We start from the raw sequence: 25,280 nt of genomic DNA on the forward strand, positions 1-25,280 counted from the left end.
ACGGGCGATCTATCGGGTGTCGCAGCTTGAATAAATGCGGAACGTCAGGTCGCAGGTGTTTGGAGTGTGACGGTTTTATGCTGGGTTTTTTAAATCCGGACTGATATCCCGCACGTATCGGGCTAAACTAGTAATTGAACCCTCGACATCTATTTTAGTGATCGACCAACCAGGGAACCCCGTCTAATGAACGTTCATCCCCGCAACATTGATGACGCACCTGACACTGATGAGGCCGCTGCAGCGCTGAAAACGCTCCGTAGATGGGCTAAGACCGCGACCGAGGCCGAGATCAGCCAGCTTGATCCAGCTATCGCTCGCCTTATACCGGGGTTGGTGCCTGTGAACTATCCGACCCTGTCGCGCGACTATCCCGAGGGTTTTCAGGTCGACAGTGCCTATCGTGCGTCGTTGCCGGACCTGCAAAATGGACCGTCCAGCCTGATCCGCGGGGCCAAACAGCAGATTCAGCATGTCGGTATATCCAACTTTCGCCTGCCGATCCGGTTTCACCGCAAACATGGCCAGGATTTGACGCTTGAGACATCCGTGACTGGTACGGTCAGCCTCGATGCCGAAAAGAAGGGCATCAACATGTCCCGGATCATGCGCTCGTTCTACAAGCACGCCGAGCGGACATTCAGTTTTGAGGTCATGGAAGCCGCCCTGGATGACTATCTAACCGACCTAGACAGCTTTGATGCGCGTTTGCAGATGCGGTTCTCTTACCCTGATCGGGTGAAAAGCCTGCGGTCTGGGTTGGAAGGATACCAGTATTACGACATCGCCTTGGAACTGGTTGAACAGAATGGTGTACGCCAAAAGATCATGCATCTGGACTACGTCTATTCATCGACCTGTCCGTGTTCTCTGGAATTGAGCGAGCATGCCCGCGCGACGCGAGGACAGCTCGCGACACCGCATTCGCAACGTTCGGTCGCGCGGATTTCGGTCGTTCTGGATTGCGATGCAGACTGCCTTTGGTTCGAAGACCTGATTGCGCTCTGCCGCCGTGCGGTTCCGACTGAAACTCAGGTCATGGTCAAGCGCGAAGACGAACAAGCCTTTGCCGAGTTGAACGCCGCCAACCCAATCTTTGTCGAAGACGCAGCCCGCCTTTTCTGTGCTGAGCTTCTGGCGGACCACCATGTTGGCGATTTCCGCGTTGTGGCCAGCCATCAGGAAAGCCTTCACAGTCATGACGCGGTATCGGTTCTGACCGAAGGTCCAACCTTTGTCTCAGCCAGCCTCGATCCGCGCCTGTTCTCGACCTTGTTCCATGTCGGGTGATGACTACTGAGGCTCAAAAACCTCAATACATCTGAATTGGCGAATTTTTGCCGCAGCGCAGCAATATTTCTGCACGCGCAGTGCATTTCGCGATAAACTGGTGCGGAATGCTGCCGTGGCGTGCGTGATCACGCCCCACTGAAAGGAAGCCGAGACGTGCGACGCCCCGGAACCTCAGGCCTCTGCACTCCGTCCGAGGGATCGGGACGGATAACGGTTCTTCTTTCCTTTGATGGCTGCATTTCTTTCACAGGAGAAATGAATAATGAACCCGATCACCCAACCGCTTGAGTTTCAAGCGGCGGCCATTCGTATGGCAGGTTATGCGATTAGCAACCAACTGAAGATCATTCAGATTTTCACGAACTCGGCGATGGAGTTGCCATTCGTTCCGATGCAAGTTCTGAACGCGTCTTCGTCGACACCTGCGCAGGTGGTACCCAAGACGAAAGTAAAGCCAAAGGCGGCCGCAGCCAAGCCTGCCGCTAAGTCCAGAAAGGCGGCAACGGCGAAGCCCAGGCCAAGTGTTCGTACTGCACCGCCAAAGGCCGAATCATCAGCGCCTACAAAAAATGCCGAGCCGAAGCCGGCGACCCGCACGCGGCGCACTGCAACGACCAAAGCCTCAGCCGGCCCTAAAACACAACAAAGCAAACCGGTCGCTAAAGCCGCAACTCCCAAGGTAGCGACGCGGCAAGCCCAGCCCAAGGCTGCACCGAAGACTCAGGCTGCTAAACCCGCTGTTGCGAAGCCTGCTGCAAAACCGGCTGCCAAGCCCGCAACGCCGAAGGCAGCAACGCAAACCGCAAAGCCCAAATCCGCCCCGAAAGCGCAAGCAGCCAAGCCTGCCGCGCCGAAGCCTGTCGCCAAGGCGGTGACGCCGAAGGCCGCACCGAAGCCCGTTGAGGCAAGGCCCGCCCAGAAAGCGGAAACGAAACCAGTCGAGTCGGTAATCGAAACAAAGGCTGAAACGTCCAAAATCAGCGAAAAACCTGTGGTCACCAAGCCTAAGGCGACCAATATCGAGGTGTCCAAGTCTGCTGTGGCACCGTCCGAGAGTAGAGCAGCCGTTAACGCCACAACCTCGAAAACGGCGGCTTTAGCGGTGGCAGAAGCCAAACCCTCGGAACCTGTGCGCAAGACTCGTGCACCCTCGATGCCGCCCGCTATGCCCACACCTGTCAGCAAAACTGACAGCTAAACGGGACATCCGCTTGACTCGGTCGTGCAGGCGCGCCAACGCTGCGCCTCATGACGGATATGCGCCCGGTTGGATATGTAATTGGCCTGTTGGTCGCCATACTTGGGGCGACCATGATGCTGCCCATGCTTGCAGACCTGATCGAAGGGCGCGGCGAATGGCATGTGTTTTTTGAAAGTGGGGTCATCACCATTCTGGCCGGGGTGGTGCTGTCTATCAGTTGTTCGAACGGGGTAGGTGAAGGTCTGACGATCCGTCAGACCTTTTTGCTGACCACTGGTGTCTGGGTTGCGCTTCCGTTTTTTGGCGCCATTCCATTTCTGTTCGGTGAAACCGAGCTGCGCTTTGTCGACGCGTATTTCGAGGCGATGTCAGGGCTGACCACCACCGGCTCAACCGTCATTTCCAGCCTCGATGATCTGCCGCAGGGTCTGTTGTTGTGGCGCGGCATTCTGCAATGGCTGGGCGGTATCGGCATTATCGTGGTTGCCATGGTATTCTTGCCCGAGCTACGGGTCGGAGGGATGCAAATCTTCCGTTCGGAAGGGTTTGAGACCATGGGTAAAATCCTGCCGCGCGCGCAGGAGATTGCAGGTCAGATTTCCCTTATTTACGTTTTCCTAACCGTTGTTTGTGCTCTGGTTTACGCCGGTCTTGGAATGGGGTTTTTCGACTCTGTCGTGCATGCAATGACAACCATCGCGACTGGAGGATTCTCGAATTATGACTCTTCCTTCGCACAGTTCTCCGGACCGACCGAATATGCGGCATCGGTCTTTATGGTACTGGCGGCGTTGCCTTTCGTGCGCTACGTGCAGTTTGCAAACGGCAATACGAATTCCTTGTGGCAGGACAGTCAGATACGGACCTTTCTGGTCACGATCTTGGTGTTGGTTCTGATAATGGCCGTGTTCCTGATATCGGTCTTTCCACGCGGTTGGGAACAAGCATTCCGGGAATCCCTGTTCAACATCACCTCGATCATCTCGGGCACCGGCTATGCCAGTGTCGATTACATGGGATGGGGCAACTTTCCGGTGATGCTGTTCTTTCTGATCGGTTTGATCGGAGGCTGCGCGGGCTCGACTGCCTGCTCGATTAAGATATTCCGGTATCAATTGCTGTTTGCGTCGATCAAAACCCAGATCCGCCGCATCCGCTCGCCACACGGCGTCTTTGCTCCGCGGTATAGCGGACGCACGATCGGGCCGGATGTTCTGACCTCGGTCATGAGTTTTTTTATGTTCTTCGTGCTGTCGTTGGGCGTGCTGGCCTGGGCGCTGGCGCTGACCGGGCTGGATTTCATCACGTCGGTTTCGGGTGCTGCAACTGCGCTGGCGAATGTAGGGCCGGGGTTGGGCGATCAAATCGGTCCGGCGGGCAACTTTGCCGGGCTGAACGATACCGCAAAGTGGCTGCTGTCTATCGGCATGCTGGTTGGGCGGCTTGAACTGCTGGCTGTCTACGCATTGTTCACCGTCCAATTCTGGAGAGACTAATGAAAAGACCCTTGGGTGCCCAGATTTCGCACATGCTGAAGGATCGGGGCGTTGATGTGATTTTCGGCATCCCTGGCGTGCACAATCAGGAACTGTATCGAGGTATCGAAGAGGCGGGCCTTACTCATGTTCTGACTAGGCATGAGCAGGGTGCAGGGTTCATGGCGGACGGCTATGCCCGGGCGACCGGCAAGCCGGGGGTGGCCTATGTGATCACCGGGCCTGGCCTGTGCAATATCATGACGCCGATGGGGCAAGCCTATTCGGACTCGGTGCCGATGCTGGTGGTGTCGTCCTGTTTGGATGAAACGCAAGCCGTGCACGGGCAGCTTCATCAGATGAAGGATCAACGCGGGGCTGCTGATACAGTGGCGGACTGGTCATGTCAGGCAAACACCGCACAGGCGGCCTATGGTCTGATCGAACGCGCATTTGAAGAGTTCGAACTGTCCCGCCCGCGTCCAAAGCATGTCCAGGTGCCGATCTCTCAGCTTGAGGCCGACGCTGATCCGGCGCCGTTTCCCAACCAGCCCGCATTGCGAACTAAGGTATTGCCGCCCGATGTCGCGCCGGTGGTATCTTTGCTGAATATCGCGCGCAGACCTCTGTTCATTTTGGGTGGTGGCGCAAGGTCCAACCTCTGGCGGCAGATTCTGACAGAATTGGGCGCGGCGTGTTTTACAACCTATGCTGGGCGGGGCTTGGTGGGGCTGGGCTACGAGCTGGACTTTGGCGCCACGCTGCCGCGTCCCGCAAGTGCCGAGGTGATCGGGTCTACCGATCTTGTCGTCGCGGTGGGGGCGGAGCTGGGTGAGGTTGATCTGTGGCGCGATACGCTCGGTCACGGCACCCAACTGGTTCGGGTCGATCTTGATCCAAGAGTTCTGGGGGACCACCACCGCGCGGGCATCAAGCTGCAAGCGGATGGTGAAAGCTTTGCCAAGGCGTTATGGGCCGCGATTGACAGCGTGAAACCCGCCACAGGCTGGACGCCCGCAGAAGTGAGCCAGGCACGCTCCCGTTGGAAGGCTGAAGTAGATGCCGAGCGTCCAGGGATTGTACCGGTGCTTGACGCTTTGCGCGATGCTATGCCAGCGGATACGATGATTTATTCAGACATGACCCAAATCGCCTATGTCGCGAAAGAGGTCTGGGATATGGCCTATCCCTATCACTGGCACCACCCGACCGGGTTTGGCACGCTGGGATATGCTTTGCCCGCCGCAATTGGTGGCGCAGTCGCACGCTGGGGAAGGCCGACGGTCGCCATAGCAGGCGACTACGGGTTTCATTACACGATGATGGAGCTGGGTGTCGCAGTCGAGCTTGGCCTGTCGCTGCCCGTTATTCTTTGGGATAACGGTAAACTGAAAGAAATCGAAGACAGCATGGTACGCGGTCAGATAGCGCCGAACGCGGTGGTCGCGCGAAACCCCGATTTCTGCAAGTTGGCCGAGGCTTTTGGCGCCTTGTCTGCCGCGCCGTCAAACTTGGAAGAGATGCAGGCCGCTGTGCGCGCGGCCTTTGATGCGCCAGTGCCAACACTGATCCGGGTGACACCGGATATCGTCTAATCAGGAAAGCCGCCCCGTAGGGCGGCGTTTCTGAGCCAAGCGCCTTAGTCCCAGCAATGTACAAGAACAGTCATTCCATTGGCTCTGCGGCTTAGTTCATTTGGTGAGATTCCCGCGCTGGCCTGACCAGGTTGACCTGACACCCCAGCCTGTTCAAGGACCTTGTTCAACCGCTCAGCAGTGGCCGCAAGGCTGACCGAGGCGGGCAACGTGCGTCCATCTGACGGGGTTGGTAGAAGCATGCCGACAACTTGTCCCGCGTCATCAAAGACCGGCCCACCCGCGTCGCCCGGTTGGGCAGCCAAAGCCAGACGCTTCACACCGTCCTCTCCGTTCAAACCGCGCACGTCCGTGATCTGGCCATAGGTCAGTGTCGGCGCACCCAGCGCGCCTTCGTACGAAAAGCCTGACACCGCGACCTCGGATTGAATGCGCGGTCGATCCGCGCTGAACTCTGCGATGTTGATGGGTGCCAAGGTGCGACGCGGGCGCAATACGGCAACACCTAAATCAGCGTCGGCCCAGGCAACCTGAACCTCTTGATCGTCGTTAAGGGTGATCCGAGTGCAACTGTCCGTGGCCTCAGACACAGTCAGGATCGTGCCATTTGCATCCGTAAAGAACCCCGACCGCGACAGGCGGGGTGTGCGGATTTGCAGGCCCGAAACAAGGTCTATGCGTTGATCAGCATTCGCGCCGGCACCTGAATCAAGTACCGCTCCGTTTGTCGAAAAGCTGGCTTTGATCGCAGCCAGAACTCTTGCGCGACGAGCTTCGTCACCTTCGGGCCAGACCAGTGTAAAGCCTTTGATTTGGCCGTCCTTCAGGGTTGCTTGGGTGTATGACACGATGTCGTTGCCACGACCCTCAAGGGTAAATTGGTCGCCGCGCAGCTCTCGTGGGCCATTCAAAGGAACAATCTTGAGCGATTGCATGACCTCGTACAGCGCCCTTAGGGTAGCCCTATCACCTTCCTGGCTGATCAGCAGGGCCGTCGCACCCAGATCGGACGTGCTTTTGAAATGCGCAAAAGGTGCCTCATAGCGGTCGAAGGCCAGAATGCCCAACGGCAAGTCGAGGTCTATGCCCGCCTGCGGATCCGAATATCGCTGCATTCCAACGCTGATTAATGGAGCGTTATAGTCGTCCATCAGCGCTTTGCGCTGGGCACTGGTCAATACGCCGGTCGCCTCATACCCATTAAACCGTTGCCAGTCACCCATCGAACGACGCGTTCCCTGACCGTACGCCCCGTCTATGGTCGCGTTGTAAAACCCAGCCGCTTGAAGGGCAGTCTGTAAATCCATTCGCTCTTGCGCGGTCAACAGACGTTCAGACTGCAAGGCTTGCGAACGGGTTTCATCTGTCGGTTTTGGGCTAAGGCCCGAAACGGTTAGATCGGGCTGTGGGGTCTGTTCAATGGGCGGCGTGACCACGCCACGGTTCAGAATATTCGCCCCGATTGGCCAAAACTGCTGACCCATCGCGCTTGTAAAGGTAATGTAGCTGTCTGCGGGGATCTGACCTTCGGCCCGGTACACCCGCAGAACCTGATCGGCGTCGCTTCGTAAATATGGACCGATAACAATGGCATACCAGCCAGAGTTCAGGCGGAATCCGTTCACGTCTGGCAAAACGTTCGCGTATGCTTGCGCGCGTTCCTGTGCCTCGCGCAGCGAGGGGTGGGCTTCGACCTGAACCCAGACCCCTGCGTCCTGTTGCGCCGAAACTGTGCGGATGCTGAAGAGAATTAGAAACAGAAGTGCCGTGATGATGCGTGTCATTGTCTGCCTGTGTCCGCAGTGTTTTATCTTTTCCCCAGACTACGCGATTTGAAGGGGGGAACGCCATGCCCGGAATACGGGGAATTTCCAGTGTGGCGGCGCAGTGACAGCGGACCGCATTGGCCCGTTGACGCTCCTTGGCCCCTTGCATAGGAAGGACAAAACCCACCTGAACCGGGCGCAGACGCGTCCAAAGGGAATGTCATGACCGAACAGTCCAGCGCACCACGTTCATTTCAGGAAATAATCCTTCGATTGCAGACCTATTGGGCGTCGAAGGGATGCGCCATTCTGCAGCCGTATGACATGGAGGTCGGCGCAGGCACGTTTCACCCGGCGACCACGCTGCGCGCGTTGGGGTCAAAGCCTTGGGCCGCCGCTTATGTGCAGCCCTCTCGTCGACCAACTGACGGGCGGTACGGCGAAAACCCGAACCGGTTGCAGCACTATTACCAGTATCAGGTGCTGATCAAGCCCAGCCCCCCGGATCTGCAAGAGCTGTACTTGGGCAGTCTGGAAGCCATCGGAATCGATATGGATCTGCATGACATCCGATTTGTCGAAGATGACTGGGAAAGCCCGACCCTTGGCGCCTGGGGGCTAGGCTGGGAGGTCTGGTGCGATGGTATGGAAGTCAGCCAGTTCACCTATTTCCAGCAGGTCGGCGGCCACGACTGTACGCCCGTTTCCGGTGAACTGACCTATGGTCTTGAACGTTTGGCGATGTATGTGCTGGGCATTGATCACGTGATGGACATGCCCTTCAACGATCCTCAGTCGCCAAGCCCGCTGACCTATGGCGACATTTTCAAGCAGACCGAAGAAGAATATGCGCGGTGGAACTTCGATGTCGCGAACACCGAGGTGCTGCTGCGCAATTTCGAAGAGGCCGAAGCGGAATGCGCTGCCATTCTAGGGCAGGAACATGACGACCCCAAAACTGGCAAGCGTATCGTCATGGCGCATCCCGCCTATGATCAGTGCATCAAGGCGTCGCACATCTTCAATCTTCTGGACGCGCGGGGCGTGATCTCGGTCACCGAACGGCAGGCCTATATCGGGCGGGTTCGGGCGTTGGCCAAGCAATGTGCCGATGCCTTCGTACAGACCGGAGCCGCCGGGTTCGAGGTGTAATGGCGCGCCTAGGCCAATCCTGGCAACAGCACCTTGAGGCCATCGGCAATCATGCCGATCGCGATGGCCGACAGGATCATGCCCATGAACCGGCTCATGATGACGCGGGCATTCTGAGACAGGCGCTTGGACAGGGCCGAGGCGTTCCAGAAGGTTATGAAAAGCAGAGACAACACGATCAGGAAAACACCCGCATAGACCGCTGCATCCATGGGTTTGGAGATATGGTGCGCATACAGGATCAGCGTCGTGATCGTGCCGGGGCCAACCAGAATGGGAAAAGCCAACGGATAGAAGGCAACCGTGGCCGGTTCGGGATAGGCTTGCTTTTCGCCTTCCGTCCCGTGATGCGAGGTGCTTTGGTTGCCGCTCAGCATGTTCAGGCCGATCATCAAGACAACCAATCCGCCTGCGACCCGCAGATCGTCTACGCTGATCCCGAACAAGCCCAGCGTTTGGCTACCGATACCGGCAAATGCTCCGCCGAGGATCAGGCAATAGGTGGCCGTCTTTGCCGCAACCTTGCGTTGGTCGCTGGGGGTCAGGCCATCGGTGACACTCAGGAAAACGGGCAGGTTGGTGATCGGGTTCATGATTGCAAACAGCGCGCCAAAGAACCCAACGGCAAGGGTCGTGTCCATCGCAAAGACCTCGGTTTAGCCTGTATCGATTTGGAAACTGGCCTATTTATCCAAAAGTTGAAAGAGGCTGCGTGATCAGGATGTTCAGAAGATGACCGGAAAACTGCTTGCCATCATTCTGCTTGTATCCGCCCTCGCGGCTGGTGCGGGCATGTATTATCTGCAGGTCTATGGGTTTTACTATGATGTCGCGGCGAAACCCGGAGAGGATGTCATGTTGCTTGCAGAAGGGGCAGAGGACTCTCAGCCGATCCCGTATTCTGCGTTTCAGGCCATCGATGCCGACAGCTCTCCGATCCGATACCGGGCGTGTTTTGAGACTGACCTGACCTCCGAGGACCTGTCTGCTTTCCAGCCGGTAAAAGACCCCGAGCCGTTGACCGCGCCGGGGTGGTTTGACTGCTACGACGCGGTGGCCATCGCGGATGCATTGAAATCCGGACAGGCGCAAGCCTTTATGGGCACCAAGAATATTCACTACGGCGTTGACCGGATCGTTGTCCTAACCAATGATGGCAAGGGCTATGTCTGGCACGCGCTGAACAATTGCGGTGAAAAAGCCTATGATGGAACAGTCGTGGGTGAGGAATGCCCACCCCGGCCCGAAAACTGAGGCAATATGACAGACGCAGCGCTCCACGTTCCCAGTTTTCTAACCGCCACGCTTGGTATCGCGGTCTATCTGATCGGGGCTGAGATCAACGCTCGGGTCACGGTGCTACGTCAGTTCAATATTCCTGAACCCGTGACGGGCGGATTGTTGGCGTCGTTTACGTTGCTGTTTCTTTATCTTGTGGCGGGAATGGAGCTGACTTTTGACCTTGCCTCAAGGGATTTCCTGCTGATCGTGTTTTTTGCCGGGATCGGCCTGAACGCCCGGCTGTCTGATTTGATAGCGGGCGGCAAACCGCTGTTTCTGCTGCTTATCCTGACTCTGGTCACAATCGTTTCCCAGAATGCCATCGGAGCAGTTGGCGCAATTACTTTTGGATATCCAGCGCAAGCGGGTGTTCTGTTCGGATCGGCCGCATTGATTGGTGGGCACGGGACAGCCATTGCCTGGGCGCCCGAGGTAGGTGCGGTGACTGGGCTTGACGGCGCAACCGAATTGGGCGTGGCCGTGGCGACCCTCGGTCTCGTACTTGCCGCGCTGGTCGGCGGGCCGATTGCACGCCTGTTGGTCGAAGGTAAAAACCTAACCCCTGAGCGACCGGACGAGGAGCATACTGTCGGGTTGCCGGATGATGGGGGCGGGGCCGACACCAAGATCGATCACCTGACGATCATGCGCGTTCTGCTGCACGTGAATCTTGCGATCATCTTTGGGTATCTGCTGAACGAAGTTATCAAAGCAATCGGGCTAAAGCTGCCTTTGTTCGTTCCTTGTCTGATCATGGGGATCATCATCGCGAACATCCGGACTGCACTTGCGCCAAACGCGCCGCCGGTTTCGCGAACGCCCTCGCTGGCGCTGATTTCCGAGTTCTCGCTGGGCGCGTTTCTGGCCATGTCGCTGATGAGCTTGCAGCTCTGGACCATTGCAGAGCTTGGTCTTGCCATCGTGGTTATCATGGGCGCGCAAACCCTGTTTGCCGTCGCTTTTGTGATCTGGGTCCTGTTCCCCGTGATGGGCAGTAATTACCGTGCCGCGGTGTTGTCTGCGGGGTTTGGTGGCTTTGCCTTGGGCGCGACTCCGACCGCGATTGCCAATATGACCGCAGTCACCAAGCGATATGGCCCGTCCCCTATTGCCTTTATTGTGCTGCCCCTTGTATCCGCCTTCTTTGTGGACATCGCCAATGCAATCGTTATCCAGACGATCGTTAATTTCTAAGGACTGAAAATGCCCGACCTGTTGATCGAACTGTTTTCCGAGGAAATCCCCGCCCGCATGCAGACCCGTGCCGGCGAGGATCTGAAAAAGCGGATCACCGATGGTTTGGTCGAGGCTGGTTTGACCTATGCCGGGGCTGCCGCGATGACGACGCCGCGCCGCCTGACCTTGGCGGTTGAGGGGCTGCTGGCCGAAAGCCCCACCACCCGCGAGGAACGCAAAGGTCCCAAGGTTGGCGCACCCGACAAGGCCATCGAAGGGTTCTTGCGCGGGGCAGGTGTGACACGCGATCAGTTGGAAGAGCGTGATACACCCAAAGGTCCCGTCTATTTCGCGACCATCGAAAAACCCGGCCGTCCGGCGGCTGAGATCGTGGCCGAAGTGCTGGACGCGACCATCCGCAATTTCCCTTGGCCCAAGTCGATGCGCTGGGGCAGTGGCCTGTTGCGCTGGGTGCGCCCGCTGCATTCGATCCTCTGTATCCTCTCCGACGAAGCGGGCGCGCAGGTCGTGCCGCTTGAGGTCGAAGGGATCAAAGCGGGTGATATTACAGCAGGTCACCGTTTCATGGCGCCTGATCGTTTTGTTGTTACGTCGTTTGACGACTACGCCGCCAAGCTAAAGCGCGCCTTTGTGGTGCTGAATCCCGCCGACCGGGCCGAGCACATTTGGAACGACGCGAAGAACATGGCTTTTGCTGCCGGTTTGGAGGTGGTGGAGGACAAAGGTCTGCTGGCCGAGGTTGCTGGTCTCGTCGAATGGCCCGTCGTTCTGATGGGGCAGATCGACGACGAATTCCTTGAGTTACCGCCCGAGGTGTTGCAGACCTCAATGAAAGAGCACCAGAAATTCTTTTCGGTCCGTAGTCCGAAAACTGGCCGGATTGAGCGTTTCATCACCGTCGCCAACCGCGAAACCGCCGACAATGGTGCGACCATTCTGGCGGGGAACCAAAAGGTGCTGTCGGCGCGTCTGGCCGATGCAAAATTCTTCTGGGAGAACGACCTGCGCGTCGCCAAATCGGACATCAGTCAATGGACCCGCGCGCTGGAGAGTGTGACCTTCCAAAACAAGCTGGGCACGCAGGCCGAGCGGATCGACCGTATCGCCGCACTGGCCCGCGAACTGGCCCCGGTTACCGGGGCGGATGCCGATCAGACCGAGAAAGCCGCGCGTTTGGCCAAGGCGGATTTGAGTTCAGAGATGGTCTATGAATTCCCTGAACTTCAGGGGCTTATGGGCCGCTATTACATCGAGGCTGCGGGTGAAGACGCCGCCGTGGCCGCCGTGGCGCAGGAGCATTACTCGCCGCTGGGGCCGTCCGACGATGTACCGACCGCACCGCTGTCAGTCACCGTGGCACTTGCCGACAAACTGGACACGTTGACCGGCTTCTGGGCGATTGAGGAGAAGCCGACTGGTTCCAAAGACCCATTTGCCCTGCGCCGCGCGGCGCTGGGTGTTATTCGTCTGATCCTTGATAACGACCTCCGTCTACGACTGGATCGTTTCTTTGATAGCCAGTTGGTCCGCGCAGAAAGCGCTATCAACGATGCTTTGCCAGAATCAAACGTTGAGCACCTGTTGGAAGAAATTGCAGATCACGGCGTTTTTGGCGCTGCCTTCCATACCGTCAAGGAAAAGCTTGATGATTCCCCAGCGGCGGCCTTTCTTGAGCTTGAGAAAAAGGTCCCGGATGCATCTGATGACTTGCTCTCTTTCTTCCACGACCGTCTGAAAACCTTCCTCCGCGACGAGGGTATTCGCCACGACATTATCGACGCCTGCATCGCGATGGAGGGGAATGACGACCTCAACCTGCTGGTCAAACGCGCCCGCGCGCTGAACGCGGTGATTGCGACCGAGGATGGGGAAAACCTCGTGCAGGGGTTCAAGCGCGCCAACAATATCCTGACGCAGGCCGAGGAAAAGGACGGGGTCGAATACTCTTACGGTGCGGATGTGAAATTTGCCGAAACGGACAGTGAAAAAGCGCTGTTTGCCGCCTTGGAACAGGCCCAAGGCGAAATCGAGCCCGCCCTGAAGGCCGAAGATTTCCCCAAGGCGATGGCGACGATGGCTGCGCTGCGCGGTCCGGTCGATGCGTTCTTTGACGAGGTTCAGGTGAACACCGACAACGATATCCTCCGCCGCAACCGCCTGAACCTGCTCAGCCAAATCCGTCAGGTATGTTCCAGTGTGGCGGACCTCAGCAAGATCGAGGGCTGATCCAGAACGCCCTTGCGCCAATGGAGCAAGGGCTTATGCTGCAGTTTAACTAAAAGGTGCTGCAGTGCAGAATAATCCGCATACCACTCTGATCACGACCCAAGCGCCCGTATCCGCCAGCACGCATGGCGGACGGGCAAAATGTCTGCAACGTTTGGTTCGGCTGGATTTACCGGTGCCGCGGACTGTCGCGCTGTCCTTTGACGCCGTGCGTCGAATTGCAGAGGGTTATGTACCCGACGTCACGGCAATTCTCGATCAGTTCGAAGAAACGACGCTGCTGTGTGTCCGACCTAGTTCCGAAGACCCCGATTGGGGCGGGCCGGGTGCGATCCTGAATATCGGCATGAATGACGCGCGCTATTCAGAGCTGTCCAAGACGATAGGGTCCGAGGCTGCGGCTGCACTGTATCTGCGCTTTGTCCAAAGCTATGCAGTTCATGTTGCCCGACTGGATGCTGACGTTTTTGATGACATCGACGCAGATGGCCGCGACGGGCTGCGCATGTCCCTGCGTGCCTATGAGGATGAAACCGACGAAACCTTCCCTTTGGATCGCGGAGAGCAACTGATCGCCGTTCTGCGGTCTATGGCACGGGCATGGGGCGGCACATCTGCCCGATTGCTGCGTCAGGCCAAAGGGGCACCAGCGGATGCAGGTTTGGGGCTTGTCATTCAAGAGATGATTCCCGGCGTCGGAAACGGAGAATGCGGTTCGGGTGTATTGCAACTTGTTGATCCAACGACAGGAGTTCTGCAGGTAAACGGACGGTACCTGAGCCAGAGTCAGGGCCGTGATGCGTTGGGGGCTGATGTCGCGGCGTTTTATCTGGCCAAGGACCCGCGCGGGAAGTCATTGGAAGAGGTTGCGCCCGAGGCGTTTGCAGAACTCAAGGCCTACGCAGCCTTAATGCGCGCCAAGCTGCGCGAGGAAATGCAGGTAGAATTCGTAATCCAGAACGGAGAAGTGCATATCCTCGACGGTGTGCGCGTACAACGCAGCGCGCGGGCCGCGATGCGAATTGCCGTTCGATTGGCTGAAGATGGGATCATTCCACCGCAAGAGGCGGTTATGCGGATCGATCCGCACTCACTGAACGAAATGCTGCACCGGCAGGTCCACCCAGAGGCGCGCCGGGACGTTTTGACAACGGGTATTGCCGCCAGTCCGGGGGCTGCAACGGGCAAGCTTGTCTTCACTGCTGCCGAAGCCCAGGCTAGTGCCGCGCGGGGCGAACCCTGTGTTCTTGTGCGTCGGGAGACGTCGCCCGAGGATGTGCGTGGAATGCATGCCGCAGTGGCGGTTCTGACTGAAAAAGGCGGCATGACCAGTCATGCTGCCGTGATCGGACGCGGTTTGGGGCTGCCTTGTATCGTCGGCGCGTCCGAGATGCGGTTCCAGACCAGAAAGAACTTGCTGACTGCACCGGATGGGCGTGTCTTTACAACAGGTGATACGCTGACGATTGACGGAACTTCGGGTCAGGTCCTTGCTGGGCAACCAGCTATGTTAGAGGCCGCACTTGATGATTGTTTTCAAACACTTATGGGGTGGGCCGACAAAGAGCGCGACATCGATATCCGGGCCAATGCCGATACTCCGGCTGATGCGCAGACAGCGCGGAACTTTATGGCGCAGGGGATCGGTCTTTGCAGAACCGAGCATATGTTTTTTGATCCCGGGCGTTTGATCGTGATGCGCGAAATGATCTTTGCGCAGACTTCATCCGGACGCGCTGCGGTGCTGGAGCGTCTCTTGCCGATGCAGCGAGAGGATTTTGTGCAACTGTTCCGAATTATGGAAGGCCAGCCGGTCTGTATCCGACTGTTTGACCCTCCGCTTCACGAGTTCCTGCCGACCACACGTAGCGGTCAACGCGAGTTGGCCGAGGCATTGGATCTGCCGGTCTCTGACGTCGAGCGGCGCGTTGCAGAGATGAGCGAATATAACCCGATGTTGGGTCTGCGCGGTGTGCGCCTTGGCGTGACAGTGCCCGAAATCTACGACATGCAGGCCCGCGCGATCTTTGAAGCCACGCTTGAGGCCAGCAAGGACGGCGCGCCCGTGGTGCCTGAGGTGATGATTCCGCTAGTGTCGGCCAAGCGCGAAGTCGAATTGGTCAAATCCCGCATCGACTCGGTCGCGGCAGCGGTCGAGAGCGAGCAAGGTCAAGAGTTCGAGTATCGCCTTGGCGTCATGGTCGAAACGCCGCGCGCCTGTTTGCGGGCGAATGAAATTGCACCGCAGGTTGCATTTCTAAGTTTCGGCACCAACGACCTGACCCAAATGACTTATGGTCTGTCGCGCGACGACGCAGGGCGGTTCATGTCGGCCTATGTTCGTCAGGGCGTTTTTGTCGAAGACCCGTTCCATGTGCTTGACTCGGACGGGGTTGGGGAATTGCTGAAACTCGGCGCTGAGCGTGGACGGCAGGCCCAGCCGAAAGTTACGCTGTCTGTATGTGGTGAACACGGCGGAAACCCCGAATCAATCGCTGTTTGCCGCGAACTGGGGTTTGACTATGTGTCATGTTCGCCGTTCAGGGTGCCTGTCGCTCGGCTGGCTTCCGCTCAACTGGCGATTTCGTCCAGACTTGGGGGTTGACAGGGTGGTGAAGCCCTAGAAATAGTGGTGTTCACGCGACCTCGTGATGGATTTATTTTTCCTCACGGGCGATTTTTCACTTGCTTTTTGCTCGGAACTGGACGTCTGCGTCAGACTGCGCTAAATGGCACGTCGCGCCCGCCGGGGGAGGGTACGGCGCGATATGTGCCTGTGCGAGGTTATCTGATGCTACGCTACATACTGGCTGCTGCCACGATGGCAGCAACCATGCTGCCGAGTGTGTCTTTCGCTGAACGCGAAGCCACCGATACTGCCAAGCGCGAGCTTGTTTCCCGGACCGAAGTGCCCGGACAAAACACGCGCGACTATTTTAAACTGTTCAAGCCGCGCAAGCAGCTTGAAACCACGAAAATATCCTATTCCAAGGCGTGGCTGGACCAACAGCCCAAGGCCACTGGGGACAAACATTTCAAATGCCTGGCGGAAGCGCTGTACTTTGAAGCGCGCGGCGAAAGCGTGCGCGGACAGTTCGCCGTGGCCGAGGTGATCCTAAACCGCGTGGAAAGTGGCCGCTTTCCCGATTCTGTCTGCGGAGTGATCAAGCAGGGGACAGGCAAGAAATACCAATGCCAGTTCACATATACCTGTGATGGCCGCAAGGAAGTGATCCGCGAAAAGAAAGCGTATGAGCGCGTGGCCAAGGTTGCGCGTGCGGCAATCGACGGCATCGCCAAAGAGCTCACCGAAGGGGCCACCCACTACCACACGACCGCAGTACGCCCGTCATGGGCGCGTGTATACAAGGAAACCGCGCGGATCGGTGTGCATATTTTCTACCGGCACAACTATCGAACTGCCAGCAACTGATTGATGCGCGCGAGTGCTGACGATTTACTGCCAACTGGACCAGTCCAGCGAGCGGCTTGCGGCTGAGTAAGTTCTTGACGTTCAACCGACTGACGACGCCGCATTCGAAGACTGGAATGGCGCTTGCTGCGATGCTATACGCCCGCGCATCTCGTAGTGTGGGCCTGTAAGCCCACCAAGTCCAATAAAGGTCCGTCGCATGAGTTCTGAAATCCGTCTTGCCTTTGCGCACCCGTCTGAGCGGTCCGAAGCGACTGCGGCGCGTGGTCCGCTGGATCGAATTTCGCTTCGCGATCATATCGTCGAGGTTGAGATCGGCGCCTTTCAGGCGGAACGTGGTACAACTCAGCGGATCTGCTTCAACATTGTGGTCGAGGTGCGCCCTCTAAGCGACCCGATCAATGATGATGTCGACCGCATTCTGTCTTATGACCGAGTTACCGAAGCGATTGCGCATGAATTGGCTGCTGAACGACTCAACCTTTTGGAAACACTGGCTGAGCGTGTAGCTGAACGCATTCTACTTGAACCACAGGCCGTAAGAGCCTTTGTCCGCATAGAAAAGCTGGATCGTGGTCCGGGGGCATTGGGCGTTGAGATCGTTCGTGGCAAAGACGCGTTGCACCATGACGTTGTCGAGGAAGAACGCCCTCATCCGCGCCTTGTTTTCCTGTCAAACGAAGCGATCGCCTCTGCCAACCTGACCGGATGGATTGACCAGTTGGAAAACCGCCAACGTCCGTTGATCCTGTGCGTTGGTGCATCTGATCTTTCGGTGCCGCAAACCGGACACGCGATGACGCAGCGCCGGATTGATCTGTTGGCGATCGAGCAGAACGCGTGGGTTCTGGCCGAACGGGACCACCGTTGCGTGGTGGTATCCACTCGGACCGAGCTGGATTGGGCGATGAGAAACGGACAGATCTGCGTTTGGGCACCTTCCAAGATTGTTCTCGACGCCGTTGATGGCCCGTCCGCCGCTCCGTCAGACGCTGTTGCGTTGGCGGCATGGTTTGCTGCCACATTCGAGGCGAGCGAAATGATGGTTATCGGCGGTGCATTACCGAACGCGCCCAAAACACCACTGCGTGCCATACCGCTGGATCAGGCGCAGTTGTGACTGCTTACTACAGACCTCTGGTGCAACACGGCTGGACCCGCCCGGCCGGCGCGGTTTCCCTAGCGGGGCAGCCGCTTTGGTTTACGCATGCCGAAAAGCTATCCCGAACCGAAACCCCGGTGGTTGTCACCGCGCAGGATGTTCCTCACGAAGCGTTGGATCTGTTGACCCGACCACGTGCCGACATTGCAGGGCTGACAATGAATCAGCCGCAGATTATGGGCATCCTCAATGCGACGCCCGACAGTTTTTCGGATGGTGGGCTGCATAACTCTGTCGAAGCAGCCTTGTCGGCCGCGGAACAAATGGTGGCACATGGCGCGACCATACTGGACATCGGTGGCGAATCGACACGACCCGGCGCTTCGTTCGTACCCGAGGGTGAGGAAATCGCGCGAACCCAGCCTGTGATCGAAGCCATTCGTGCAAACACAACGGCACTTATCTCCATTGATACGCGCAAGGCCAACGTTGCGCAGGCGGCGTGGGATACCGGCGCAGGGCTGATCAACGACGTGTCCGGATTTACCTTTGATCCACAGCTTGCGCCGTTTTGCGCTGAGGTCGACGCACCCGTTTGTGTGATGCACATGCAGGGTGACCCATCCTCAATGCAGGACGACCCTCAGTATGATGACGTGTTACTGGATGTTTATGATTTTCTTGCAGGACAAGTCTCCAAGCTAGAGCAGTTGGGGTTGACCCGCGACAGGATCGTGGTTGATCCGGGTATAGGGTTTGGCAAGACACTGGATCACAATTTGACTCTTCTGCGAAATCTCAGCCTGTTTCATGGGTTGGGCTGCCCAATACTGCTGGGGGTGTCGCGAAAGGGCTTCATTGGGCAAATCGGGCAAGAGCCCCGCAAAGACGCCCGTGGCCCGGGATCAATCGCCGTGGCACTGTCAGGGGTGTCGCAAGGCGCGCAAATCGTGCGGGTTCATGACGTGGTTGAGACCGCTCAGGCCTTGCGTCTATGGGCTGCCGTCCGGTAATCCCTGTGCAGGCAAGAAATGAACGGAGTAACACCATGCGCAAGCTGTTCGGAACCGATGGGGTGCGGGGCACCGCGAATACCCATCCGATTACGGCCGAGATGGCTTTGCGTATTGGGGCAGCCGTAGGACGTTATTTCCGCCGGGATCAATCCAGCGAGCACCGGGTTGTGATAGGGAAGGATACGCGTTTATCGGGCTATATGCTGGAAAATGCGTTGACGGCGGGGTTGACCTCGACCGGTATGAACGTGCTGCTGCTGGGTCCGGTGCCTACGCCGGCTGTGGGGCTGATGACCCGCTCGATGCGGGCTGATCTTGGTGTCATGATCTCGGCCAGCCATAACCCGGCTGAGGATAACGGCATCAAGTTCTTTGGCCCAGATGGTTACAAGCTTTCCGACCAGGCAGAGTTGGAGATTGAGCGCCTGATCGAAACCGGTGTAAAACCAGCCCAAGCGCAAAACATTGGCCGGGCGCGTCGCGTGGACGACGCCAGGTTTCGGTATGGTGAGCGGGTGAAATCCTCACTGTCCCGCGATGTCCGTTTGGACGGGTTGAAGGTGGTGATCGATTGCGCCAATGGTGCCGCGCACCGTACCGCGCCCGAGGTTTTGTGGGAGCTGGGGGCCGAGGTCATTCCGGTCGGCGTGGTGCCGAATGGTAAAAACATCAATCTAAATTGTGGTTCGACCAATCCACAGCTCGCGGCAGAGACGGTTGTGGCGCACGGAGCAGATGTGGGCATTTGCTTAGACGGCGATGCCGACCGTGTTGTGATGATCGATGAAAACGGGCAGGTGGCTGACGGGGATCAATTGATGGCGCTGCTGGCCACCAGTTGGGCGGCGGCAGATCGTCTGGAAGGCGGGGCACTCGTTGCGACTGTCATGTCGAATCTTGGGCTGGAACGCCACCTTGCGGCGCATGGGTTGCGGCTGGAACGGACGGCTGTTGGCGACAGATATGTCGTTGAAAGGATGCGCGAAGGCGGATTCAATCTGGGCGGTGAACAATCAGGCCACATCGTCATGAGCGACTATGCCACCACTGGTGATGGCCTTATGGCTGGCCTGCACTTCTTGGCCGAGATGGTGCATACTGGTCGCAAAGCCTCGGAACTGGCAATTCAATTCGAAACCGTTCCGCAACTGCTGAAAAACGTGCGTTATCAAGACGGACAAACGCCGCTGGAGGCAACCAGTGTCAAAGCCGCAATCGCAGATGCCGAGGCGCGCCTGAACGGGCAGGGTCGTTTGCTGATACGCAAGTCGGGGACGGAACCACTGATCCGCGTGATGGCGGAATGCGAGGACGACTCGCTGCTGACGCAGGTCGTTGACGGAATCGTCGCCGAGGTTGAAGCCGTCGCTGGTTAGCGCCCAATCAACATCTTGCGCAGACTGAACCACTGGCTGATGGCCAGCCCGGTCAGGATCATGGCCAGTGCGATGAAGAACCGCAGCGGCAAAGCCTCGGACAGGATCCACGCGCCGAAGACCATGGACCAAATGGGCACTTGATAGTTGACCAAGGTCAGAAACACGGACCCCGCGCTGCGAATGATGGATACGCGCAAGAGGGTCGCAAATGCTGTCGGGACAAGACCCAGTGCAATGATCGCAAGGCCTGGGCGCGTGCCTTCCCAACGCGGGAGACCTTCGGTCACCAGCATGATCGGAAGCAAGAGCGTCGCGCCCACAACCAGTGACAGCGCCGCCAGAACCACGGGATCAATCGGCGGGCAGCGCCGCGTGAATATCGACGCGCCGGAGTAACACAGTGCCGCGCCGATACAGGCCAATTGCGCCAACGGCTCTGCGCCTTGACCAATTTGCGCCAGACCCGGGCCGATCAACAGCAGCGCACCGCAGAAGCCAAGCGAGACGCCAACGAACCGCCGGAGGTTCAGGGGTTCGTCGGAAAAGAAATGCGCCAACGGTAGAACCATCAAAGGAATCGCTGCCATCGACAGGCCAGCAAATGCCGAAGCTACGTATTGTTGCCCCCAGCTCAGCAGCAGAAAGGGCAGTGCGGTCGACAGCACGCCGATGATTGCGATGTACCTCCAAAGCTGCGCATGGCCGGTTGGTATTGTACGCCCGGTCAGCACCATCATCGCAAGCAGAGTCAATGCGCCCAAGGTCGTACGCGCGGTGGCAACGGTGACCGGCCCGTATCCTTCAAGCGCCATGGTAACGACCATGAAAGTGCCGCCCCAGATAAGGCCAAGGGCGATGACACCACCCCAGTCGCGCGATGTGGCTTGATCAACCATATGAGTGCTGACTTCGTTATTCTTCGCCTTGGTGAACACGTAAACCGAACATTCACAAGACGTTGCTGAGTATTATTGATAAAAAAAGGCGGCCGGTAGGGCCGCCCTGACGCAAGGCTTTATGTGCCTTAGTTCTTTTCTTGATCCACCAGTTTACCAGCGGAAATCCACGGCATCATAGCGCGCAGTTTCCGGCCAACTTCTTCGATCTGGTGCTCGTCGTTCAGACGACGGGTGCCTTTGAAGAAAGGTTGACCAACTTGGTTTTCCTGCATGAAGTCACGCACGAATTTACCCGTCTGGATGTCGGTCAGAATGGCCTTCATCTCTTTCTTGGTCTGCTCATAGGGCAGAACGCGCGGACCCGAAACATACTCGCCGTATTCAGCGGTGTTCGAGATCGAGTAGTTCATGTTCGCGATGCCGCCTTCGTAGATCAGATCTACGATCAGCTTTACTTCGTGCAGACACTCGAAATAGGCCATCTCAGGCGCATAGCCGGCCTCAACCAGAGTTTCAAAGCCGCAGCGTATCAACTCGACCAGACCGCCGCACAGAACGGCCTGTTCGCCGAAAAGATCGGTTTCACACTCTTCGCGGAAGTTGGTCTCGATGATGCCCGAACGGCCGCCGCCGATGGCTGAACAATACGAAAGCCCGATTTCCAGTGCTTTGCCGGTCGCGTCAGTATTGACGGCTACGAGGCAAGGGACGCCGCCGCCTTTGACATATTCACCGCGTACGGTGTGGCCTGGGCCTTTGGGGGCCATCATGATGACGTCTACGCCTTCTTTCGGCTCAATCAGGCCAAAGTGGACGTTCAGGCCGTGAGCGAACGCGATGGCTGCACCGGGTTTGATGTTGTCATGCACGTATTTCTTGTAGGTCTCTGCCTGCAGTTCGTCGGGCATGGTGAACATGATGACATCGCACCAGGCTGCGGCTTCGGCGATGCCCATGACCTGCAGGCCTTCTGCTTCGGCTTTCTTGGCAGAGGCAGAGCCTTCGCGCAGCGCGACAACCAGGTTCTTCGCACCCGAGTCACGCAGGTTCAGCGCGTGGGCGTGACCTTGCGAGCCATAGCCCAGGATAGCCACTTTCTTGTCTTTGATCAGGTTGATGTCGCAATCGCGATCATAATAGACGCGCATGTATCCGGTCCTTTCCGTTAGGGTTTCTGTGCTTTTAGTGGGGCGCGGTGCTGTTGGCGAGTGCTTTACAATCGACTTTTTGCGAACTAAGGGAAAAGTTATTCGCAGAAACTTAGTAAGACGTAATTATCATGCTAGACGACATGGATCGACGAATTCTGCGCCACCTTCAAGCCGAACCCACGCTGTCTATGGCTGAGTTGGCCGAGCGGTGCGGCGTGAGCCAGGGTATCTGCTGGCGACGGGTTGAAAAGATGCAGGCCGCTAGCGTCATCCAGGGGCAACAGGTGGTGATAGATTGGGCCGCTTTGGGTTACGCGGTCGAGGTTTCGCTGCGCATAACGTTGGACAAAACGCAGCCTCGGGCCTTCGATGAGTTTACAGCAGCTGCCCGCATGGTTTCGGAAGTGATTGAAATTCAGACATTTCTGGGGCGTGTTGATGTCCGCTTGTCGGTTCTTGCGCGCGATATGACCCACTATCAACAACTCTACCGCGACCGTATCCTGACCTTACCACATATCGCTGATATCGAGGCGTTGATGCATATCGCGCGGGTCAAGCGAAACGAGGTGTTGCCGGTGTGATCGAGCTTGATGAAACCGACCGCCAAATCCTGCGTGCGCTGGTTCAGGACGCCACGCAAAGCGCGGGGGCGCTGGGGCGCAAACTTGGCCTGTCTCAACCCGCAACTTGGCGGCGCATCCGCAGGTTAGAGACGGCAGGGGTCATCAAAGGGCGTCGCTTGCGCTTAAATGCCGAAGCGTTGGGGTTCGGCGTGACCGTATTTCTGGGGGTAAAGCTGGCCCGCAAGGGGCAAGTCAGTCTTGAGGATTTTGAGCGAGCTGTCAGCGCCATCCCCGAGGTGCAAACGGTTGAGCATGTTTTGGGTCTTTATGACTATCGCCTAAGGGTTGTCGCGCGAGACCTTTCTGATTTCGAACGAGTTCTTCGGCGGCGTATCATGACCTTGCCGGGGGCAGGGGATGTTGAAGCTAACGTATTGCTAAGCGAAGAGCGGCTGCCCGGCCCAATTGGCTAAAACGCGTTAGTATTTGGTTCGGATGCAAAAACCGGGGTGATGAGTTTCGCGCGCGAATGTCATTGGAACACCATCTTTCCAGATTGTCCGCTCCATCTGTATCATCGAAGTGCCCGTGGTGGTGCCCATGAACTCAGCCAACCGGCCATCCGCGGATATCGCGCAAAATGAAATCTCGGCCTCGGTAAACGGCGCAATATTCAGCAACCATTCGTGCGGACCTTGAGAGGTCAGATCGGCATGCTCAACATCGGGGACGGTTTCGATATTGATCCAGCGTTCTTCCAGTTGAAAAGGACGGTTGTCCGCATAGTGCATGCAGATCACGTGCAACACACGCGCGTCGGGCGAAACGCAAAGCTGAGAGGCCAACCAGCCGGGGCTGGACACAACGCTGCGCTCGACAAGCGCATATCGATATATAGAATTCTGCTTTTCTACAGCCTGACGAGCCAATGAGAATTCGACCTTCGCATGCTTGCTGGGTTCCTTTTTGACACGCGTGCCGCTTTTGCGTTTACGCTCAACTATTCCCTGATCGGCAAGCTCTCGAAGGGCTCGGTTCACGGTCGCACGTGCGCAATTGAATTCTTCGGCCAATTGCGTTTCCGTGGGCAGCAAAGATCCCTGTGGCCAAATCCGGCTTTCAATGCGCCGTTTAACTTCGTCTCTTACAAACTGAAAACTGGTCCGCTTATGAGCAGTCACGGGCAACAATACCTTTCTTCTACAAAGTGTATGTATCTGTTCAGAAACACCTCTGGGTGTAAAGGGGTGGTGACACTATTTGGCGTCAAGTCACCGTGTGATTTGCGCTTTCTAAGGTTAATTTTCTATTGCGACGGAGAGTTCCGTGACGTCAATTGCGGCCGGGATGCCGGGGCTTTACCATCGGTAAAAAAGGCTCCAGAAATCCTGTTACGCAGTTTGAAAGGACACAGCATGCCCGCACTTTTGGAAGAAATTGATCCGAACGGTCTGGAAGAATTCTCGGTTGTTTTCACAGACCGGTCGTTGAACCACATGTCGGCCCGGTTCCAGACCGTCATGCGAGACATTTCAGAGATGCTGCGCGATGTATACAAGGCTGATGGAGTGGCTGTGGTTCCGGGGGGTGGGACCTTTGGGATGGAGGCTGTGGCCCGGCAGTTTGCGCGCAACGCGAATGTTCTTGTCGTTCGCAACGGGTGGTTTTCCTATCGTTGGAGTCAGATCATCGAGTCCGCGACGCTGACTGCATCTGCGACGGTTCTTAAGGCTCGGCAGACCGGGAACTCCAGCCCGTCACCTTTTGCACCTGCCCCGATTGACGAAGTGGTTTCAACAATTCGTGAAAATCGGCCGGATGTGGTTTTCGCACCGCATGTTGAGACATCTGCGGGTCTTATTCTGCCGGATGAATATATAACGGCCATGGCCGCAGCGGCGCATGAGGTCGGTGCCCTCATGGTCTTGGATTGCATCGCCTCGGGCTGCGCGTGGGTCGATATGAAATCCACCGGAGTCGATGTGCTGATCTCGGCCCCACAGAAGGGGTGGAGCGCATCGCCCTGTGCCGGGCTGGTCATGCTGTCTGAACGGGCCGAAGCAAAGTTAGCGGAAACAACGTCGGACAGCTTTGCCGTAGATCTGAAAAAATGGCGGCAGATCATGCAGGCCTATGAAAACGGAGGGCACGCTTATCACGCCACAATGCCAACCGATGCGTTACAGGCGTTCCGTGATACGATGGTCGAAACCCGTGACTACGGCTTTGAAAAGTTGCGCGATGCGCAGTGGGCGCTGGGGAATGGCGTTCGTGCTTTGCTGAAAGAGAAAGGCGTTGTTTCGGTTGCAGCTGACGGTTTCGGGGCACCGGGCGTCGTGGTCACCTACACCTCAGACCCCGAAGTTCAGAACGGCAAGAAATTTGCCGCCCTTGGCATGCAGATCGCGGCAGGCGTACCGTTGCAATGTGATGAGCCCGAAGATTTCAGCACATTCCGCCTTGGCTTGTTCGGCTTGGACAAACTCTATGACGTCGACGGTACGATAGCGCGGCTCAGGCGTGTTCTGGATCAGGTTCTGTGATCTAG

Annotated in this window: 22 protein-coding genes; 15 read left to right on the forward strand and 7 right to left on the reverse strand. The window is 57.4% G+C overall.

Features of this window, described 5'->3' with window-relative positions:
* Nucleotides 1–186: 186 nt before the first annotated feature.
* Nucleotides 187–1,290, forward strand: a complete 1,104-nt coding sequence (gene folE2, locus AC2FIT_RS08505) for a GTP cyclohydrolase FolE2 (protein WP_496828512.1) — start codon at nt 187–189, stop codon at nt 1,288–1,290.
* 351 nt (nt 1,291–1,641) lie between these two features.
* Here folE2 and AC2FIT_RS08510 read toward each other — a convergent pair whose 3' ends face one another.
* Nucleotides 1,642–1,911 (reverse strand): hypothetical protein, encoded by a 270-nt coding sequence (locus AC2FIT_RS08510; protein WP_496828514.1) that lies wholly within the window; start codon nt 1,909–1,911, stop codon nt 1,642–1,644.
* 102 nt (nt 1,912–2,013) lie between these two features.
* Complete coding sequence (locus tag AC2FIT_RS08515; protein WP_496828516.1) at nt 2,014–2,409, reverse strand: hypothetical protein; 396 nt, start codon at nt 2,407–2,409, stop codon at nt 2,014–2,016.
* Between the two features lie 132 nt (nt 2,410–2,541).
* Between AC2FIT_RS08515 and AC2FIT_RS08520 the strand changes: the two genes are divergently transcribed.
* Both AC2FIT_RS08520 and AC2FIT_RS08525 read left to right on the forward strand, forming a co-directional pair.
* Complete coding sequence (locus AC2FIT_RS08520; RefSeq protein WP_496828518.1) at nt 2,542–3,990, forward strand: TrkH family potassium uptake protein; 1,449 nt, start codon at nt 2,542–2,544, stop codon at nt 3,988–3,990.
* Nucleotides 3,990–5,564 carry a thiamine pyrophosphate-binding protein gene (locus tag AC2FIT_RS08525; protein ID WP_496828520.1) on the forward strand — a complete coding sequence of 525 codons (1,575 nt, stop codon included), beginning with the start codon at nt 3,990–3,992 and terminating at the stop codon, nt 5,562–5,564. The genes AC2FIT_RS08520 and AC2FIT_RS08525 overlap by 1 nt, the downstream gene beginning before the upstream one ends.
* A gap of 44 nt (nt 5,565–5,608) precedes the next feature.
* On the opposite strand, the gene AC2FIT_RS08530 is transcribed toward AC2FIT_RS08525, so the two are convergent.
* On the reverse strand, nt 5,609–7,348 hold the full coding sequence (locus tag AC2FIT_RS08530; protein ID WP_496828522.1) for a serine protease: 1,740 nt from the start codon (nt 7,346–7,348) through the stop codon (nt 5,609–5,611).
* A 204-nt stretch (nt 7,349–7,552) separates the two neighbouring features.
* On the opposite strand from AC2FIT_RS08530, the gene AC2FIT_RS08535 reads away from it, so the two are divergent.
* Nucleotides 7,553–8,482: a glycine--tRNA ligase subunit alpha gene (locus AC2FIT_RS08535; protein ID WP_496828524.1), complete on the forward strand. Its 930-nt coding sequence runs from the start codon at nt 7,553–7,555 to the stop codon at nt 8,480–8,482.
* 8 nt (nt 8,483–8,490) lie between these two features.
* Here AC2FIT_RS08535 and AC2FIT_RS08540 read toward each other — a convergent pair whose 3' ends face one another.
* Nucleotides 8,491–9,123 carry a MarC family protein gene (locus AC2FIT_RS08540; RefSeq protein WP_496828526.1) on the reverse strand — a complete coding sequence of 211 codons (633 nt, stop codon included), beginning with the start codon at nt 9,121–9,123 and terminating at the stop codon, nt 8,491–8,493.
* Between the two features lie 91 nt (nt 9,124–9,214).
* On the opposite strand from AC2FIT_RS08540, the gene AC2FIT_RS08545 reads away from it, so the two are divergent.
* The 8 genes from AC2FIT_RS08545 to glmM all read left to right on the forward strand — a co-directional run bounded on the left by AC2FIT_RS08545 (nt 9,215) and on the right by glmM (nt 20,113).
* Entirely contained in the window at nt 9,215–9,736 is a 522-nt protein-coding gene (locus AC2FIT_RS08545) for a DUF6446 family protein (RefSeq protein WP_496828528.1), read from the forward strand.
* A gap of 6 nt (nt 9,737–9,742) precedes the next feature.
* Nucleotides 9,743–10,957, forward strand: a complete 1,215-nt coding sequence (gene gltS, locus AC2FIT_RS08550; protein ID WP_496828530.1) for a sodium/glutamate symporter — start codon at nt 9,743–9,745, stop codon at nt 10,955–10,957.
* Nucleotides 10,958–10,966: 9 nt separating this feature from the next.
* The gene (gene glyS / locus AC2FIT_RS08555) at nt 10,967–13,186 is read left to right on the forward strand and encodes a glycine--tRNA ligase subunit beta (protein ID WP_496828532.1); all 2,220 of its coding nucleotides are present in this window, start codon (nt 10,967–10,969) and stop codon (nt 13,184–13,186) included.
* A 64-nt stretch (nt 13,187–13,250) separates the two neighbouring features.
* Nucleotides 13,251–15,791 carry a putative PEP-binding protein gene (locus tag AC2FIT_RS08560; RefSeq protein WP_496828534.1) on the forward strand — a complete coding sequence of 847 codons (2,541 nt, stop codon included), beginning with the start codon at nt 13,251–13,253 and terminating at the stop codon, nt 15,789–15,791.
* Between the two features lie 186 nt (nt 15,792–15,977).
* Entirely contained in the window at nt 15,978–16,619 is a 642-nt protein-coding gene (locus AC2FIT_RS08565; RefSeq protein WP_224890383.1) for a cell wall hydrolase, read from the forward strand.
* A gap of 199 nt (nt 16,620–16,818) precedes the next feature.
* A complete protein-coding gene (locus AC2FIT_RS08570) occupies nt 16,819–17,739 on the forward strand; it encodes a dihydroneopterin aldolase (protein ID WP_496828537.1) in 921 nt (306 codons plus the stop codon).
* Nucleotides 17,736–18,734 carry a dihydropteroate synthase gene (folP, locus tag AC2FIT_RS08575; RefSeq protein WP_496828539.1) on the forward strand — a complete coding sequence of 333 codons (999 nt, stop codon included), beginning with the start codon at nt 17,736–17,738 and terminating at the stop codon, nt 18,732–18,734. Before AC2FIT_RS08570 ends, folP begins: the two co-directional genes overlap by 4 nt.
* Nucleotides 18,735–18,769: 35 nt before the next feature.
* On the forward strand, nt 18,770–20,113 hold the full coding sequence (glmM, locus tag AC2FIT_RS08580; RefSeq protein WP_496828541.1) for a phosphoglucosamine mutase: 1,344 nt from the start codon (nt 18,770–18,772) through the stop codon (nt 20,111–20,113).
* Here the strand turns inward: glmM and AC2FIT_RS08585 are convergent.
* Together AC2FIT_RS08585 and ilvC are read right to left on the reverse strand one after the other, a co-directional pair.
* Nucleotides 20,110–21,012 carry a DMT family transporter gene (locus tag AC2FIT_RS08585; protein WP_496828543.1) on the reverse strand — a complete coding sequence of 301 codons (903 nt, stop codon included), beginning with the start codon at nt 21,010–21,012 and terminating at the stop codon, nt 20,110–20,112. The genes glmM and AC2FIT_RS08585 overlap by 4 nt on opposite strands.
* Before the next feature lie 128 nt (nt 21,013–21,140).
* Nucleotides 21,141–22,163, reverse strand: coding sequence for a ketol-acid reductoisomerase (ilvC, locus tag AC2FIT_RS08590; RefSeq protein WP_068334578.1), 1,023 nt, complete (start codon nt 22,161–22,163; stop codon nt 21,141–21,143).
* 131 nt (nt 22,164–22,294) lie between these two features.
* Between ilvC and AC2FIT_RS08595 the strand changes: the two genes are divergently transcribed.
* Both AC2FIT_RS08595 and AC2FIT_RS08600 read left to right on the forward strand, forming a co-directional pair.
* Nucleotides 22,295–22,750, forward strand: a complete 456-nt coding sequence (locus AC2FIT_RS08595) for an Lrp/AsnC family transcriptional regulator (RefSeq protein WP_496828545.1) — start codon at nt 22,295–22,297, stop codon at nt 22,748–22,750.
* On the forward strand, nt 22,747–23,205 hold the full coding sequence (locus AC2FIT_RS08600; RefSeq protein WP_068334582.1) for an Lrp/AsnC family transcriptional regulator: 459 nt from the start codon (nt 22,747–22,749) through the stop codon (nt 23,203–23,205). Before AC2FIT_RS08595 ends, AC2FIT_RS08600 begins: the two co-directional genes overlap by 4 nt.
* Nucleotides 23,206–23,211: 6 nt before the next feature.
* On the opposite strand, the gene AC2FIT_RS08605 is transcribed toward AC2FIT_RS08600, so the two are convergent.
* Nucleotides 23,212–23,826 (reverse strand): GntR family transcriptional regulator, encoded by a 615-nt coding sequence (locus tag AC2FIT_RS08605; protein WP_496828548.1) that lies wholly within the window; start codon nt 23,824–23,826, stop codon nt 23,212–23,214.
* Nucleotides 23,827–24,147: 321 nt separating this feature from the next.
* Here AC2FIT_RS08605 and AC2FIT_RS08610 point away from each other — a divergent pair, with 321 nt between their 5' ends.
* The gene (locus AC2FIT_RS08610; protein ID WP_496828550.1) at nt 24,148–25,275 is read left to right on the forward strand and encodes an aminotransferase class V-fold PLP-dependent enzyme; all 1,128 of its coding nucleotides are present in this window, start codon (nt 24,148–24,150) and stop codon (nt 25,273–25,275) included.
* Nucleotides 25,276–25,280 lie beyond the last annotated feature (5 nt).

It is taken from the genome of Ruegeria sp. YTSA135 (assembly GCF_059610165.1).